Below are 16,545 nucleotides of genomic sequence, written 5' to 3' on the forward strand. Positions count from 1 at the left end.
GGTCAGCGGTCGAGACCGCGCCACATCGAAAGCTGAATGAACGTCGAAAGTTGGAGAGGCGAATAAGCGCTGGGAATGGGGGGTTTGGGTCGACGCAGATGCCGGAGTTGCACCGCCACCTTCAAACGGGTCTTAATGCGCAACTGCGCGAATGACCGCCTATGTGTTCCTGAGCGTGACGAGGTTGCCCGAAGCTGCCACAAAGACACCTACCGCTAGACCGGAACGATCGATGCTAACTCAGCTTGAGAAACTACCTAGAATTATCCTGCTCGAGGGGCGCACGCCGATCCAGCGCCTGACGCGGCAACAAGCTCAGAAAACTGGAGTTCCTGATCGGCGAGGCACTGGATCAAGGCTGCGATACGTTCATCACTACAGGCGCGCGGCAGTCGAACCATGCCCGACTGAGCGCTGCCGCTGCAGCGCGCGCAGGGCTCTCCTGCGAGCTGATTCTGACCGATACCGTCCCGCGCGATGACGAAGCCTACCGGTGCAATGGCAACGTAGTGCTCGACGATCTGTTCGGCGCATCTGTCCATCGAAGACCAGGCAATATTGATGCCTTAGCGGTCGCTCAGGAGCGCGCTGGACAACTGTCCGCCAAGGGGCGCCGCGCCTATGTTGTTGGGTCTGGTGGCTCTTCGCCGCTCGGCTGCCTCGGCTACGTTCTGTGTGCAGAGGAGATCATGGCTCAAGAGCTGGAACTGGGGCTTCGCTTCGGCCGGATCATTGTGCCGAACGGCAGTTCTGGGACGCATGCCGGCTTGGCTGCGGGTATGAAGGCGGCCGGAGACGCGCCCGGCCGGATCGAATCATTCACCGTCCTTGCTACAATTGAACGCGCGCGGGCAGTTACCACTGACCTTGCGGCGCGGACCCTGGCGCTCATTGATCCGGCCACTGCATTCGTAGGAGGCGACATAGTCGTCGCTGACGGTCAACTCGGCGAGGGCTACGGCGTGCCGACTGACGCTATGTTCGAAGCCGTTCGACTGGTCGCCCGGTCTGAAGGGCTGCTGCTTGATCCGGTCTATGGCGGGAAGGCTTTTGCTGGCCTCATCGCTGCGATCCGAGAAGGGGAGTGGCGGAATGAGGAACCGGTATTGTTCGTCATGACGGGTGGCTTGCCAGGCCTATTCGCTTACGAGCCGGCGTTCCGGTGCGATTAGTCCCGCTGACCCAGTAAACAATCTCAAGCTTGTGAGCTGAACGACTGTTTGCACGTCGCGACGGGTAAGGATGGCTAAACGTCCGGATGTAAGGCAACCCGCTATCGTTAGCCGTCAGGGGGCTGCCACCTCGTTCGCGACGCGCTCGACCAAGCTCTCAAAACGCCAGCTAACTGGCTGGCTTGATTTGAGGAATCACACCTGCAGCTTGTTGACGTTCGATTGCTCGGATCAACGCGTTAACGGGGTCACGATCCTCTTGAAAGCCAGCAAGGCGGATCTTGGTCATGTCGGAGATCACATCTGCCTCGGTGCCAAAGATAAAGTCGCCAAATCTCCACCCCACCGCCTTCGTGAAATCGTTCTGGAGTAAGCCCGCGCATATCTGCCGCCAAACGGGCTCGAGCGCTGGCATATGGGTAGTGAGCGCGAAGGGGATAGGCTCGCCAGTCTCAATGCCGAAATGCTGGGCAACCTTGTCCCACATGCGCCGCCAGCGGAACGGCGGGTGAACGTAGTTGAACGCCTGGTCCGCTGCTTCGCTAGCAGTAGCGGCCCACAAGCTCGCGCGCGCCAGCGCATGTGCATCCGTCACCTGGACTAAACAGTCATCGTAGGTCGTACGAGAGCCCGGGAAACGGAACGCTGCCCCGTCGGCGGCTGACAATGCGGCGTAGGTGCCGATCACCGTCGCGATATTCATCGCATTTCCGGCTGCGTCGCCAACAATAACGTCCGGCCGGAGGATCGCCCATTCTGGTCCACCGGCGGCGCGACGCAGTTGCAGCTCGCGTTCCTGAGTGAAATAGAAGTTCGGCCCGATGGGTCGCGGGTTTTCGTCCTCATAGAATGGCGTCGTTACTGGTCCGAGGTGAACGCCGTAAACTTTTGCCCCCTGATACAGCACCACTCGCTCGATCGGCGCGCTGGCCGCCTCCAAACCGTCGAGCAGGTTGCGGAGCATGGCCGAATTGCGCTCGTCCTCCTCTGCCAGACCGCCGCCTGGCCCGTAGGCCGCATAAAAAAGGTGAGTGACATCGCTCGCGTTTGCCAGTGCAGTTCGGCTTGCCTCGGCGTCGCTAAGATCCGCAACAATATCACCATGGCTACGCGACAGGGCTACCCCACGCCAGCCTGCCGTTCCGGCGATCTCTTCGAGCAGAGCCTTGCCGATGATGCCGCCTGAACCGGCGACGAGTGCAACGTTGGTCAAGAACCTGCTCCTGGATCAATGCGGGGAGGCTAACCGAACGATCGGCTCCGACAAACTATCCAACCAATCCGTTATGGCGTTAGCGTCCTCAAGACGATTGGTGCCAGCCGCAGCACCTTAACGAACGAACAGTTGTCACCACTGACCGTCTTTCGGTTGTAGCGGTTAAAGGGCAGATGATCCGCGTTCGCCCACTTGGCGCCATTCACTTAATGCGCTGGCGTAGTCATAAGCGCACGATCGTTAACGGTTGGATCCCGTAGGTATGTCTCTCATCAATCGGCTCGAACTCTCGGTGCCCTTGATCCAGGCGCCGATGGCGGGCGTTGCCACACCTTCGCTAGCGGCAGCGGTATCCGAGGCGGGAGCCTTGGGGTCGATCGGAGTGGGCGCGACCGACGCCGCCGGCGCACGTGCGATGATCGAGGAAGTGCGCAGCCGCACGACCCGTGCGTTCAACGTCAATGTCTTCGTTCACGCCGGCGCAAAGGCCGATCCTTCGCGGGAAGCGCAATGGCTGGACTGGCTTGCCCCGCTGTTCGCCGAGTACGGCGCAGAACCCCCGAGGGCGCTCAGGATCATCTACAAAAGCTTCGCAGATGATCCCGAAATGTTGGCGGTACTGCTCGATCTCGCGCCGCCAGTGGTCAGCTTCCACTTCGGGTTGCCGTCCACCGACGTGATCTCGGCGTTGCGAGCGCGCGGTATCTACCTCATGGCGACTGCGACCAGCCTCGACGAAGCACACGCGATCGAGGCGGCGGGGATCGACGCGGTGGTCGCTCAAGGAATCGAAGCTGGCGGGCATCGGGGTGTCTTCGACCCCACCGCGCCCGACGACGCGCTCGGCGTATTCGCGCTGACCCGGCTGCTGGTGCGCAAAAACAACCTACCAGTCATCGCTGCTGGCGGGATGATGGACGGTGCCGGCATCGCCGCGGCGCTCGACCTCGGCGCATCGGCAGCGCAACTGGGAACTGCCTTTGTCGCGTGCCCGGAGTCGGCCGCAGACGATGCATACCGGGCGGCTCTCACCGGTGCGGGCGCTTACCACACCGTCCTCACGTCGCTTATTTCTGGTCGACCCGCGCGTGCGCTGGCCAACCGGTTCACGGCTCTAAGTCAGTTGGTCGATGAACGCCGACCGCCTGATTATCCTATTGCCTATGATGCGGGAAAGGCCTTGCACGCGGCTGCCAAGGCGCAAGGGCAACACGGTTTTGGGGCGCAATGGGCAGGGCAAGGTGCGCCACTGTCTCGTGCCATGCCGGCAGCAGCCTTGGTCGGGGTGCTGCGAAAGGAACTCGAATCGCGACGGATTAGAGGCTTTGTTGAGCGCGACATTCCTTGATCGGACTGACGTTTCCCCTCTCGAAGCCGTCTATGTAGACCGTCCAGCGTACAGAATGCGACCGTACGATCGAGATGAACCAATGGCCGAAGTTGGAAACACGAAAAGGGGTCGCGAATGGCCGCGACTGGGTCTTCGCATCGGCTCACGCTGCCGGTCGTGCGTGGCCGTTATGTTGCTCTTGCTGACCATCCTTGCGTCGACCTTTCCAAACGCGCAATGTAATCGCTTGTGACTTTTCTTGCCCTGCTACGTGTCCATCTCACCTACCTGTGGCAGCACCGTCGCGCTCTGCATTTAAATTCGCCGCAGCGGTTCACTGAATGGGTGCAACACCGCAAGCTTTACGACCGCGATCCTCGGCTGCCGGACCTTGTCGACAAGGTTGCGGTCAAGGAATTTGTCGCCCTCGCGCTCGGGCGTGACTGGGTAATTCCAACACTGTGGGAAGGCCGCGTGCTGCCGAAGGAGCCGCCGGCACCGTTACCGCTGGTGGTCAAGGCACGACATGGCTGCGGGCACATTGCGTTCGTGCGGACGTTGGCCGAATGGGAGGCGGCACGTTCGCAGGCGGAGTCTTGGGGTGGTATGCGCTATGGCCGCTGGTTGGACGAGTGGGCCTATGCGAGCGTGCCGTCGGGGCTGCTTATTGAGCCCTATCTCGGGCAAGAGGAAGTGCTGCCCATCGACTACAAGCTGTTCGTGTTCGGTGGCCGTGCGGCGTTCGTGCAGGTCCATCTCGACCGAGCGACCGCGCACCGCTGGATCGTAATGGACCGCGGCTGGCTTAGAGTCTCACCACCGACCGGCGATCCCGATCCCGCCCGCCCGTGCACCCTTGATCGGCTGATCGCTGGGGCTGAGCGGCTGGCGCAGGGTCATCACTTCCTCCGCATCGACTGCTACGAAGTCGCGGGAAAGTCGCTATTCGGCGAGGTGACCGTTTATCCGGGCTCCGGACTACTGCCGGTCGTGCCGGCTTCTCTCGACCGATACATGGGCACGCTCTGGCGGCAGGCGCGAGAGGAGCTGCGCGATGGTTGACTATTGTACCTGAACGGACGGCTGCATTTGGGAAGCGTCCCTAAGCAGTTGAGTGGCGGGAATTGCGTCCTTTTGGCTGCGAAGCTGCCGTTCCGCTCTCGCCCAATTGCAGCCATTCGATAAACCGGCAACAAGCGAACTTGATGCCTACTTCTCGCCTCGCCGTGCTGGCGTTCGTCCTGCTGCAAGCCTGCTCGGCGACCGACGTTACCCAATCGCCATGGGAGCCTTCGCCTACGGGAGGCTGGCTGACCAGAACAGTCCGCACCGACACGTCGGGTCCGGGCAACAACTATCTGGCGGAAACCATTCAAGTTCGGAACGTAGCTGCAGATAAGCCGGTGGACGTCCTGACACTGGAAGAGATGAACGGACCTGCCACGATCAAGCTGGGCTGGCGTGATCCGACCCATCTTGAAGTCGCTTATACCAACGGCAAGATCGTGTTTCAGGTCGTAAAAGTCGGAGATTTGAGCATCGACGCCATCCCAATGGCCGGTGCCAAGGAATGACCGCTTCCCACCACCTATCGCCGTTCAAACCATTCGCGAGTGCCAATCCTGTCGGAAAGCCGACCGGCAGCTATCGGGCGGCAAATCTGCCAGTCTGCAAGCGCCCAGTTCAAGACATTCACGCACGGTGGGCGGAACGTGGCAGTCCGCCTTCAGCGAGCTGACCGTTGCGGCGCGGCAGGCGTTGAACGATCGCTAGCTACTGGAGGCGGGCTGCAGTTCGGACGTGACCTTAACTGCAGCCCTGGCCAAGTTGATCTTTGGGGGACCCTCGAGGTTATCAGCAGCTTAGACCTATCGCCTGAGGCGGCAACGCGATTCAGGCCGTCATAGATCAAGCGGCTGCCGGAACCATTGCAGTCGGGTTCCCAGTTCTCTCGAACCCCGAACAAACGCGGATCATGAGGAACTACGTTCAGACTTCATGAAGGAACGTCCGGAAGTGGGAGACGGGGAAGGGCGTTTGAATGTCAGAGTTTGGGTCAATGTACATCGCCTTCGTTGCCCAATATCAGCCAACGTTTTGAGCATTTTGACTCTACACCAACCCTCACTTCGGGAGGGGGACGGAAACCGTCGTGGTGAACGTTGCCGATTGGCCGGCCACGCCGGTTCCGGGCTGACCGGAGCCGACTGTCACCCGGTAGCTGCCCGCCAGCACCTTGCGGCTGCCGTCGATCTCGACCGCGCTGAGATCGCGTGGCGAGAGATCAAAGGTGACGGTGCGTCGCTCGCCGGGCTTCAGCATCAGACGCTGGAAGCCACGAAGCGCAAGCCGCGGCGTTCCCGGCACCTTGGGAAATTCTAGATAGAGCTGAGCGACTTCGTCGCCCGCCTGAGTACCGGTGTTGCTGATTTCGGTGACGACCCGCAGCCCTTGCTCGGCACTCCCTTGGGCCGGTGTGACGTTTAGGGGAGAATAGGCGAAGCGCGTGTAGCTCAGTCCAGCGCCGAACGGGTAGACGGGCGTCCCCTCGAAGTAGCGGTAGGTGCGGCCGTTCATGGCATAGTCGTCGAAGGCCGGCAGATCCGCGACACTGCCGTAGAACGTGAGCGGCAGGCGCCCGGCAGGATTGGTCCTGCCGGCCAGAACGTTGGCGACCGCGGTTCCGCCCGACTGGCCCGGATACCACGCTTCCAGGATGGCGGCTGCATTGTCCTTCGCCCAGGACAGGTTGATCGGACTGCCGTTCATAGCGACGACGATCACCGGCTTGCCCGTCGCCTTCGCGCGTTCCAGCAGCGCGACCTGATCGGCTGGCAGGTCCAGCGTCGTCTTGTCCCCGCCCTTGAAGCCCGGCACGTCGAGGCCGGTCTCCTCGGCCTCTAGGTCGGAGGTGAGCCCCACCACGGCGACCAGCACGTCGGCACGACTTGCGGCGGCTGCGAGGTCGGCTTCCGGCTGCGCGGAAACCAGCTTCCAGACGAGATCGGTGTTGCCGAATCCGCGTGCCGTGGAGACGACCCGCAAGCGGTAGCGGTGGCCTTTTTCCAGAGTCACCGTCTTCAGTGATGGCAGGGGGCTGCGATGGTCCTGGCCGACATCGAGGAAGGTCCGGCCGTTAAGTTCCAGCAGTCCGCTGCCACCGATACCCAGCCGGTAGCGTCCTGTCACCGGCGGCACAATGAACCCTGCCCATTCGGTCCGGTGATAATCGTTGACCGCGGGCAGCGTGAGTGCCCGCTGCGCCAAGTCGGCCTCCCGATGGACGACAACGGGCTTCGCCGCGTAGCGCAGGGCAGAGATCTGGTCGCGATCGGTGCCGGGTGCGAACGGCAGGATAGGGGGCACGACCGGATTGAAGTAACGCACCAGCAGGCCCGGCTTGCCGTCCGGCGTCCGCAACGCGCTGGTTGGGATGCGATCCCCGTCGGTGATAGTCTCGCCGAACGGCACCAGCTCCACCTTGGCCGCGCCGATCGCCTTGCGCAGTCCGTCGACTACCGACACCGGCGTAGCGGACTGCGGCGACGAGTAGTTGCCGCGCAAGACCCGCGTGGCGTCGCCGAGCGGTCCGATCACCGCAACGCGGACGCCCGACCGAAGCGGTAGCACGCCGTCGTTCTTGAGCAGGACCAAGCTGCGTTCTGCGGCCTCGAGCGCTAGATCACCGTGGTCGCGCGCGCCGATGACGCGGGCGGGTTCTGGCTTAGGTGCCTCGGTAAGGCCGGGTAGATCACCGTTGCGGATACGGGCCGAGAACAGCCTGACGAGCGATCGGTCGATGTCTTGCTGTGAGATTAGGTTGCGCCTGAGCGCTTCGCCGAAACGGTCGGGCAAGCCCCCTATGTCGCCGATCGTCTGCGTGTTGCATTCGTTATCCACCCCGGCCCTGATCGATGCCGCCACGGCGGTGGCCTGATCGGGGGCATATTTGTGGTTGTCGGCCACGTCTTTGACCGCGTCGCAGTCGGAAACGACGTAGCCTTCGAATTTCCAGGCACCGCGCAGATGCTCTTTCAGCAACAGGTCGTTGGCACAGGCGGGCTGGCCATTGATTCGGTTGTAAGCGCACATGATCGAGCCAGCACGACCTTCAACGATAGTGGCGCGGAAGGCCGGCAGGTACGTGTCTTCCAAATCGTGCGGCGATACGTAAACATTCGCGGCGTGACGCGTCGACTCGGGTCCGCTGTGAACGGCGAAATGCTTGGGGCTGGCGATGACGTTCGGCAGGTCGGGATTTGGCCCCTGCATGCCGCGAACGAAGGCAACGCCGATCGTAGCGGTCAGGAACGGGTCCTCGCCATATGTCTCCTGTCCCCGGCCCCAGCGCGGATCGCGGAAGATGTTAATGTTGGGCGACCACGTGTCGAGACCGGTACCGATTCGCCCCAGCTTGCCGGTCTCCCGCGCCATCGTGTGGAGCGCGCGTACTTCGGAACTGATCGCTCCTGCGATATCGTGCACCAGTGGTGCGTCGAAGGTAGCAGCCAGGCCAATCGGTTCGGGAAAATTGGTCGTCGGTACCGGCCCTAGTGCGCCGTGGAGCGACTCCGTCCACCAATTATAAGCGGGTATCTTTAGGCGCGGGATCGCTGGTGCGACGTTGAGCAACTGCGGCAGCTTCTCCTCCGGTGTCATCCTGGCAACGATCGCTGTCGCGATTGCGTCGGCACGGGCGCGCTCCGGTGATGCCGAGTTAGCCGCGTTCAGGTCGGTCTGAGCGACTGCGGGAAGGCTTATTGCGAGGCTGCCGAGCACTGCGCCGGATAGCAGGACTCGTGTTCGGATGGAGACGCTCATGATGATCCTCTACCTGTTCCGCCAAAGGGCGGCGCATGCCGCTCCTCTGCGATACTCATATCTCGTTGAGCGTTGTGGCCGATTAGAAACGACCATAGTCACGCCGCAGAGATATTAGCGCTACCATCTGGGCCAGGTGTTCGGCGAAAAGCAAGCTGCGATCTCGATCGGCTTGTTAGTCAACATACATCGCTGGATCCACGCGGGCGCTTGCGGTTAGGCCAAAAGGCACGATCCAGATTAGACCGGCCTTCACTGGCACGACGGGGCAGCTCTGGTGCATCGACCAACTGACCGATGGATCCCATTGGATCATGCCCAAGGCTAAAGCGGGCGCGAAGTCGAACGCAGCACTCGTTGCGATTGGTCTTGGTATGCCTGCTCTGACCAACTTCGACCCTGTACGCTATGCCGGCCGGTGGACGTTCGCGAGACCTTGACGTCGTTAGGCTCAAGACTCGTTGATCACAGCTAGAAGATGACGGTCGCAGCGAGCGCGAAGGCGGAGAAGAAGACCGTCGGACATCGATCGTAGCGGGTGGCGACACGGCGCAAATCCTTCAGGCGACCAAACATGATTTCGATGCGGCTACGACTTTGGTAGCGGCGCTTGTCGTATTTGATGGGCACGTCCCGGGATTTTCGTCCTGGAATGCAGGGCATGATGCCCTTTGCCTGAAGGGCGTCCCTGTTCACTCGCGCTTCGATGACACCCGGCAGCGCGAGTGAACCTCTCCCCAGAGACGCCTCGCTCGCTGCGTTAGCCGGACGAGGCAGTTGCGACCTTGCGACCTCGATTAACTTAACGCAACATTTCAATCAGCATTACTGACATAAAAAACACCCGCAACGATCAGGCGCTGCGGGTGTAAAGATTACGGTTGTCGCTGATGTGGGCCAACAGCATGCTCTAGATACGGCCCAAACCTATACATAATCATAACGCCTTTGGACCATCATCGCCGTTCCGACGTTTCGCAGGCGTGTATCGTACCCGAAAAGTCGACCGGCAGCTGTCGGGGGGGGGGGGGGGGGCTGCCAGTCCGAAAGCGCCCAGTTTCGGACATAGCGGAGTGCGCTCTAACCTGTTGCGGTTCTGGCCTGCGGCACTAATTAGCAGACACGAAAGTGGTGGAACTTAGCTCCGCCTCGGACCTCATGGCCGCAGCGCGCGGCAGCAGCTTCGGGCCTAAGCTCAAGCCGAATAGGAAGCCGCCCAACTGCGCTTCCCAAGCCAAACCACCCGCGGTTCCGCTCGTCCACGCTATCAGCGCGAGCAAAGCGCAAAGGAAAGTGCAAAGGATAGCATTCTCCTTTACTAGGTCCCAGCCGATTTGCCGTATTCGCCTCGAGTTTACGTCCAAGACGGCTCCGCCATCCGCAGGCGTCTGAATTAGCAGACCGATGTGGCCGTAGAGTGTACCCGAAGCGCCGACCATCGGCACCGTACCCGTCGGATGTAGCGCTAGATAAAATGCCGCACCGGCCAGACCGCTAAGAAAAAAACATCAGCAGGAAACGCACCCAGTTCAGCGGGGGAAATGTCCCCAGCTATGGTGGTGTGCCACCGCTATCGCTTGCGAGGATCGCCGAACGGGCGTTGCAGGCTTGGCTACTGGCGGCTCGCAATCATGCCCAAGGGGGGTCGAACATCCTTGTTAACCGCGGTCTGCGGCCAGACGTATCATCAACGCTTGCGGACGAACTGCAAGATTGTGGATACTTACTGCAGCCTTTGGGGGAGTGCCATCCCACCGAGGTTGCAAACCGCACCCCTCCCTAAGGGTATAGAGACACCGAAGCTGAATTAGAGGCGGCCCGAAAACAGCGAGCAGGTCCCTTAACTATCAGGCATTAGCCATCAACGGAATCGCCCAGCGTACTGATTACGCTGCTCAGCTGGATGCTGTGCTTATGCGGCTAGTAAAATTCTAACTTCGTTCTCAAGGGACCATAAAGTAAAAGGCTTTTGTATAAATCGGTCGGCATGCCCAGTGCGTTGCGTGCTTTCGCCAGTATAACCCGAAATGATGATCGTCCGAAGGTGGGGGCGGCTGGCGAGTGCTTTCTGAACTAAGTCGAAACCATTTATAGCGCCAGGCATTCTGACGTCTGTTACAATCAGGTCGATGCGAGGCGTCCCTTGCAGTATCTCGAATGCGTCATCACCGCTGGCTGCCAGGATCACTTCGTAGCCCACCGCTTCTAGTTGGTCTCCGATCAACTTTCGAATCTTCTCCTCGTCATCAACGACGAGGATAACCGAACGGTCACGAGACATCGTATGCGTCCCCAGATTTCCCTAGGACACATACTGAACCTAGGATGGTGAGTATGGCTAGTGCTAAACTTCTGATCGTAGATGATAACGCGCTGGTCCGTCAGATGATCGCGAGTCTTGCGCGCGAGCTGGGCTTGTCTGTCGTTGAAGCAGCCTCAATTGACGCCGCACGTGTTCCGCTTGCTGGTGGCGATGTTGACGTGCTGCTTTGTGATGACGACTTGGGTGCGGGCCTGTCAGGCGTAGAGTTCATAGCGAGTGGCTCAGCGAAAATGCCTGCGACAGTCGTGCTGATGTCCGGCAATCCGAAGCCGGATGGGCTGGCTGATCTGCGTATTCACCTGCGTCAGCCGGCGAGGCAGACCCCGGATATCGAGATGGCCGTCCTGGAAGCAGCCGGTGCCGTAGAGACGTTCATCGGGCGGGCTGGCGAAACCCTGCGTTACCGCAAGGGTCGGCTCGGTTCCGATCGTCGATGGTGCGACGTGCCGCGATCCGGGCGCTTCGCTGAGGAGCAGCTTGCTCGCTCCGTCATGGAACGACAGGCATCCCGTCGCTTCGTCCCACACGCATTGCGCGTGCGGGAGTGTCAGTCGCGTTCGGCTGCCTTCGTGCGAGCGCCTGGGGATTGGCGGCTTCGCGATGAGCGCGAGCATTTCGCTGGGCGCTGCGGGAGGCGCTCCAAAGGGCGCAACGCGGACGCGGAACGCGCGATCGCTGAGTGCCGCGACGGTAATCGCCAATTCCCCCGAGGAGATCACGAAATCCGCGGCAACGCTCCGCGTCGCGGCCTGCACCGCGCCGCTCGCCACGATCGCCGCGCCCGCACCGCTGCTGAGCAGCGTCCGCCGGGTGATCGCCCAGCTACGCGGCGTTTTCTCGTCTGTCACGCAGCCTCCCGTTCGCTTCGTTTCCGCACGGCTCGGCTGTCAGTCGGGCCGTCCATCTTCCTCAATGATCGCGACGTCCCAGGCGGCGAGGTCGATCTCCCCGCCACGCTGCACCTTGCGCCCATGCAGCAGTTCGGTGCCCGCGGCCGGCGCAGTCATATGCTGTGGTACAGCCGAATAGTTGAGCACGTACCGGACGGTATGGCCGTTCTTCAACGTGCCGCCGCGGACGATCAGCGGGAATTGCACACCCGCGACCGAGGGCACGACACCTGCGCGCGCAACCTCGGCAGCGACGATCTTCTCGGCCAGCGCGTCGCTCGGCATGAAGCCGACATAGCTGACCTCGCCTTTGCCCCAATGGTTTCGGGTCATGGCGGCAGCGGCTGGCCATGACGGGTGCTGATAGCGTGCCACGACCTCAGCGGTGGTGGGCTTCAGCATCTCCATCCACCAGCGTGGCGCGTTGTCGGCGTCCGCAACCCCGAACGGATTGCCCGCGAGCGTGACCCCCACGGGGATCGTGAACTCCTGATAGGTGACGCCCGCCGCCTCGGCGATCGCGCCCGGCTGTGCGGCATAGCGGACCTTCGTATTCTCGTCCGAAAAGCCGCTCTTGAACGTGTAGAGCAGGTGGCCGCCGCGCTTGGCATAATCGTTGAGCCGCGCGATTTCAGCATCGCTCGCCGCGTACAGCGCAGGGACGACGATGAGTTTGTAGGTATCGAGCTTCTGCGTGCTGTCGGGAGACACGATGTCGGCCTCGACATTCATCCGATAGAGGGCGTCGTAGAAGGGGCGCAGCACCCGGTTATATTCTACGCCATCCGGCTTGAACGAATTGAACGCGGTCTGAGCGGCGTTACTCACATACACGGCGACCTGGTTATGCTTGGTCATGCCTGCCAGCTTCGGCCCGAGCCGGGCTATCTCGGCGCCGATTACCTTTGCCGCCGCATACTCCGCGTTGGGCTTGTAGTCCTGCGACAGCAGCCCACGCCAATAGGTCTCGGCCGCGTTGGCAGTGGTCGCCCAGTGCCAGTATTCGACCATCTGCGCGCCCGAAGCGAGATGGCTGAAGGCCTGGAGGCGAAGCTGGCCCGGAAAGGGCGTCCATTGCGCGAAGCCCTGCGCCTTGGTTTCCAGTACCAGGTAATTCTGTCCATTTCGGATCGAGCGGGCCTCGTCGCCGCCAAAGGCGATCTCCGCGCCGGTCAGCTTTTCCTGGGTTGGATGATAGATGTCGATGCCCGCAATATCGAGCGACCGTGCCGCCTTCCAATGGTCGACTTCCGGCTGAATGCCATAGGAACCCTCCCGCCAGCCCAGGTCGAAATTCTGCGTCATGAACTGGCCGGGCCGGGAATGAGCGCGCACGAGCTTGGCCTGCCACGCCAGGAAGTCGGTGACGAGGCTGCGCTGATAGGCGGTGAAGGCGTTGGACATGCTGGCGTTGATCGAGCCGTTGGTCGACGGGAAGTCCTCCCACCGGTTGATCCGGTTGGACCAGTAATTCAGGCCCCACGCCGCGTTCAGGGCATCGAGGCTCGGCCATTTCGCCTTGATCGACTGAACGAACGCCGCCTGCACCGCTGGGCCGCTGGTGCCATAGGGCTTTGTCTCGTTATCGAGCTGATACCCGATCACCGCGGGATGATTCTTCACATGGTCCACCAGCGCGATGATCACGCGCTCGGCCGCGGCCAGGTAGTCGGGGTCGGTGATGTCCATGTTCTGCCGGGTGCCATATTGCGCGCGGACTCCGTCGCGGCTTGCGACGAGCACGTTGGGATGCTGACGCGCGAGCCAGGTCGGGATCGCATAGGTGGGCGTTCCGACGATCACCTTGATGCCCTGTTTATGCATCGCAGCGAGCGTGCGATCGACATGGCTGAAGTCGAAGACCCCAGGCTGCGGCTCCAGCGTGCCCCATGTCGACTCCGCGATGCGGACGACACTGATGCCCGCCGCCTTCATCATACGCGCGTCCTCATCGACGCGGTCGACCGGCGTGTATTCGTCATAATAGGCGGCGCCGTAAAGGATGGTATCCGGCACCTGCGCTTGCGTCGTTGTCGGCAGCGCCACCATGGCCAATGCGAGTGCTTTCACGACCCTCTGTATGATCCTGCCTTCCATGCCAAGTCCTCCCCGCCTTATGGTTTCCAAGCTATCGGTCGTGTCGTACGAGAAGCATTTTGGTGTCCGGCCTGATGGCGAGCACCAAGGCCACAGTAGTGCCGCTCCGATCACAAGCTGACGCGAGCCACGGCACTATAACGTCGACCGACGTCGCGAAATTCCTGCCTATACCGAACGGTGTTTTCACAATGGAATTGATCGCAGCTAATTCGCAAATTTAGGAGCACTAGTTTAGGTCCGCGGTGACCCGAGATACATGTCGCGCGATGTATGTGCGAAAGACAAAGCGAAGCTGAGTCTTTCATAGAACATGGCTGCGGTACAGAAATTGGCACAGCACCGCGAGGCAGGCGAGCTTTCATACATCTTCTCCCTCTTTACGCTGTCTTCGTTTTCCGAGGGTGTCGCTGAAAACCCTTCCCCGGTTGACGACGTGTATCGTTAACGACCGTTTCTACACGGTGATGTCGCATATACAAATTAGTTTTCACATATGCGTGCCTTGGTCAGGGCGAGCGCGATCGGTCGGCCGCGCTCATTGTCCAGGCAGTGGATCTTCGCATGTCCGTCCGCCGCGCAAACGGCTGGTCTCTTCCTGTGATGCCCCTTTTTGAGCCGGCTGCCGAGCGGCGCGCCTTTGTACGCGCCCTCGATCGACAACGCATCGGGAACCAGCCTGGCGCTAGCGATCTTCTCGAACAGCTGCTGCCATATGCCGCGTGACGCTTATCAATCGTAGCGGTGATAGATCGTTGTCGGCGGACCATAGGTCGCAGGTACGCGCGCCGCCTGCGTGCAATCCCCGGCACGTGCAGGATGCCCAAGATAACGGTCTAATCACGGACCCGCGGCCTACCCGGCTTGTCGAATGGCAAGTGCAACTCGATCGCTGCCCACGCCTCATCAGACAGCCAAACCGATGCCGTGCCATAATCACTGTTGCACATGGTTGGGTTGGAATTTGACCGATAGGAGAAAAGTAAGCGTGCTACTGAATCGTAACCGTCATTATCACGCGACGGTTCGCGGGGGCGACGCTCGTAACGGTGGGATGAAGGGACTCGTCGCGAGGCAGCCAAGGAGCCGGCGATTGACCCAATGCCCAAAAGCCACTTGGCGGCTCGCGGCACAACAGGAACTAAGTCGTGGGTGCGCAACTCCACGAATGGTTTGTTATCGCGCGACCGGTCATTCCCGATACTAAGAGCGATCGGCAGGAATGTCCCACTTTTTGCCCTTCGAGGCCGGCGTTGGTGGCCGGTCGAGCGACCGTCTTGCTACGATTAACGAGCGTCTGAAGTTGGGAAAGCCGGGGGAGGGCTCTGAACGGCGACTTATGGGTCAATCGCCCCTGCTATGTTCAGTAGGCAGGTCGGGGTCGGCCAACACTCCAGACGTCGCCGTGCGCATCAATAGCAGCGGCGATTCTACCGGCAATTACCGTTTCGTCTACGAGTGAGGGATGGGCGTGGCAGCCGGTGAACGATAGCCCGTTCACCGGCACATAGTCGACCAGTTTGTCGCCCGAAGCACGCAGCGTCGCCGCGACTTTGGCCGCCTCCGTCTGGATCTCACCTTTCGCCATGTCCGTTGCCCAGATCACGATCAGCGCGTTTGAGTTGCGCGCGCGGAGGCGCTTTATGAAGCGGACATAAGTCGTCTCGAAGTCGGCATGCAGCACGTCACGGGTCGCCCACCTTTCTCCGGGGTTGAGCGGCGTCGTGAAGTCGTTCGTGCTCAGAGCAATGACGATGACCTGTGGCTGCCAGCCGGGCTCGTTCACAAACGTGCGCTTGTCGAACAGCGTGAACGGGTAAGCCTCTGGCAGCTTGTCCGCCGCGAAACCATTGTAGTTGCGCACCACGCCACGGCCTGAGATTGCGTTCACCTCGTATTCGGCACCGTATTTACGTGCGAGGGCAGGGCCGAACGCTTTGGACGTGTCGGTGGTCTCCCAGACTTCGTCCTGCGTGCAATCCGTCTTGGTTGAAGTGTTGCCGTAACCAACCGTGTGAGAGTCGCCGATGAATTCGATCGCACGTGCCGAAGTTGTGAGCGGCAAGGCTTTGGTGCCAGCGTCGGCAAAGAAGCCCCCGAACATCGTCGGCTTCGCTTGGCTCTCGGACGCCACTTCCACTCGCAGTTTATGCCGACCATGTGCAAGGCCGGTGACCCGGTACATGCCGGGCTGCGGTTTCACCAGCGTGCTAACTTGGGCGCCGTCAACGAAGATGTTTAGCCTGACCTCGCCCGGTCCAATGCGGAAGAGCGCGGCTCGACCTTTGAACGCAGTCTCGAAGTACGAGCCGGGCCATTGCCGCACGAGCGCCCGAGGATCACCCGGTGCGGTAGCTATTCTGCCGCCGACATGCTCTGTCAATGGCGGTGGGGAGCCGGCATCGGGAGCGAGCGCGACCGTGACCCCGGGCAGCGCATGAGTAACCAACGCGACTAGGTATGCTATGGTCGACATCGGTTGGAAGGCCTTCGGATAGAGGATAGGGCCCCCCAATAGGGGGAGACAAAGCAGCGTTTTGCTGAAGATATACGTTGGGTATCATTCTTAACGCCGCTTAGCGCGTCTCGAGCCATAATCGTACTTGGCGGCAGCATCCAAACAATGAACGGGCGTCCGGTTTTGGGGATCGCCGAGCAAGCGCTGAATGTCGCTTTATGGGTCGCAAATCCCGTCG

10 protein-coding genes and 2 pseudogenes are annotated in these 16,545 nt (G+C 61.0%); 4 read left to right on the forward strand and 8 right to left on the reverse strand.

The features are described from left to right. Window positions 1-317: 317 nt before the first annotated feature. Window positions 318-1,172: pseudogene (locus tag AC3WJR_RS20035) on the forward strand (D-cysteine desulfhydrase family protein); the annotation flags it as partial. Between the two features lie 169 nt (window positions 1,173-1,341). Here the strand turns inward: AC3WJR_RS20035 and AC3WJR_RS20040 are convergent. Further along, window positions 1,342-2,385, reverse strand: a complete 1,044-nt coding sequence (locus tag AC3WJR_RS20040; RefSeq protein WP_492727381.1) for an NAD-dependent epimerase/dehydratase family protein — start codon at window positions 2,383-2,385, stop codon at window positions 1,342-1,344. A 265-nt stretch (window positions 2,386-2,650) separates the two neighbouring features. On the opposite strand from AC3WJR_RS20040, the gene AC3WJR_RS20045 reads away from it, so the two are divergent. The 3 genes from AC3WJR_RS20045 to AC3WJR_RS20055 all read left to right on the forward strand — a co-directional run bounded on the left by AC3WJR_RS20045 (window position 2,651) and on the right by AC3WJR_RS20055 (window position 5,292). Then, a complete protein-coding gene (locus AC3WJR_RS20045) occupies window positions 2,651-3,736 on the forward strand; it encodes an NAD(P)H-dependent flavin oxidoreductase (protein WP_492727386.1) in 1,086 nt (361 codons plus the stop codon). 231 nt (window positions 3,737-3,967) lie between these two features. Further along, window positions 3,968-4,780, forward strand: coding sequence for an ATP-grasp fold amidoligase family protein (locus tag AC3WJR_RS20050; RefSeq protein WP_492727388.1), 813 nt, complete (start codon window positions 3,968-3,970; stop codon window positions 4,778-4,780). A 143-nt stretch (window positions 4,781-4,923) separates the two neighbouring features. Beyond that, window positions 4,924-5,292 carry a hypothetical protein gene (locus AC3WJR_RS20055; protein ID WP_492727390.1) on the forward strand — a complete coding sequence of 123 codons (369 nt, stop codon included), beginning with the start codon at window positions 4,924-4,926 and terminating at the stop codon, window positions 5,290-5,292. 550 nt (window positions 5,293-5,842) lie between these two features. Here the strand turns inward: AC3WJR_RS20055 and AC3WJR_RS20060 are convergent. The 7 genes and pseudogenes from AC3WJR_RS20060 to AC3WJR_RS20090 all read right to left on the reverse strand — a co-directional run bounded on the left by AC3WJR_RS20060 (window position 5,843) and on the right by AC3WJR_RS20090 (window position 16,325). Further along, window positions 5,843-8,539 (reverse strand): glycoside hydrolase family 3 C-terminal domain-containing protein, encoded by a 2,697-nt coding sequence (locus AC3WJR_RS20060; RefSeq protein ID WP_492727392.1) that lies wholly within the window; start codon window positions 8,537-8,539, stop codon window positions 5,843-5,845. Between the two features lie 471 nt (window positions 8,540-9,010). Further along, window positions 9,011-9,229 (reverse strand): annotated as a pseudogene (locus tag AC3WJR_RS20065) (transposase); the annotation flags it as partial. Between the two features lie 419 nt (window positions 9,230-9,648). Next, window positions 9,649-9,984, reverse strand: coding sequence for a hypothetical protein (locus AC3WJR_RS20070; protein ID WP_492727394.1), 336 nt, complete (start codon window positions 9,982-9,984; stop codon window positions 9,649-9,651). A 467-nt stretch (window positions 9,985-10,451) separates the two neighbouring features. Beyond that, window positions 10,452-10,820, reverse strand: coding sequence for a response regulator (locus tag AC3WJR_RS20075; protein WP_492727396.1), 369 nt, complete (start codon window positions 10,818-10,820; stop codon window positions 10,452-10,454). Between the two features lie 263 nt (window positions 10,821-11,083). Next, the gene (locus AC3WJR_RS20080; protein ID WP_492727398.1) at window positions 11,084-11,710 is read right to left on the reverse strand and encodes a hypothetical protein; all 627 of its coding nucleotides are present in this window, start codon (window positions 11,708-11,710) and stop codon (window positions 11,084-11,086) included. A gap of 39 nt (window positions 11,711-11,749) precedes the next feature. Beyond that, a complete protein-coding gene (locus AC3WJR_RS20085) occupies window positions 11,750-13,822 on the reverse strand; it encodes a beta-galactosidase (RefSeq protein WP_492727400.1) in 2,073 nt (690 codons plus the stop codon). 1,390 nt (window positions 13,823-15,212) lie between these two features. Further along, on the reverse strand, window positions 15,213-16,325 hold the full coding sequence (locus AC3WJR_RS20090; protein ID WP_492727402.1) for an SGNH/GDSL hydrolase family protein: 1,113 nt from the start codon (window positions 16,323-16,325) through the stop codon (window positions 15,213-15,215). Window positions 16,326-16,545 lie beyond the last annotated feature (220 nt).

This window comes from Sphingomonas sp. FW306-05-A, from assembly GCF_058782275.1.